General features: G+C 43.2%; 1 protein-coding gene. It reads left to right on the forward strand.

The genetic code is table 11. The features are described from left to right. A partial coding sequence (locus A3756_RS06195) for an EAL and HDOD domain-containing protein (protein ID WP_156490317.1) occupies window positions 1-516 on the forward strand: 516 nt, incomplete at both ends.

Here is a 516-nt window from a genome sequence, read left to right on the forward strand (position 1 = left end):
TTCCAAGGCTATTTTTTATCCAAGCCCGAGATAATTAAAGGTAAGAAAATCGCTGCAGGAAAAATGGCAATAATTAACCTAATTTCTGAAATTCAAGCACCCGAGATTGATATGGATGGCTTAACCTCCATTATTTCCCGAGACCCGGCACTAAGCTTCAAGCTTCTCAAGCTAATTAACTCTGCCGCCGTTAAACGAAGCAACACCATCGACTCTATTCACAAGGCAGTCACCTTACTGGGCATAGATAAAATTAAGAGCTGGGCCAGCTTGCTGGCATTAAGCAAGTTGGACGACAAGCCCGAAGCGCTGCACTATATGGCGCTGGTACGTGCACTAATGTGTGAAAGGCTATCGGAATATATTGAACCAAGCCTAAAAGACCAGTTTTACACCGTCGGCCTGCTTTCTTGCCTTGATGCATTTTTTGATCAATCACTAAGCGATATCGTCTCTCATATTTCATTAGCACCGGGAATAAATGATGCGCTCACTCTATTAAAAGGTAATGCCGGA

Source organism: Oleiphilus sp. HI0086, assembly GCF_001635225.1.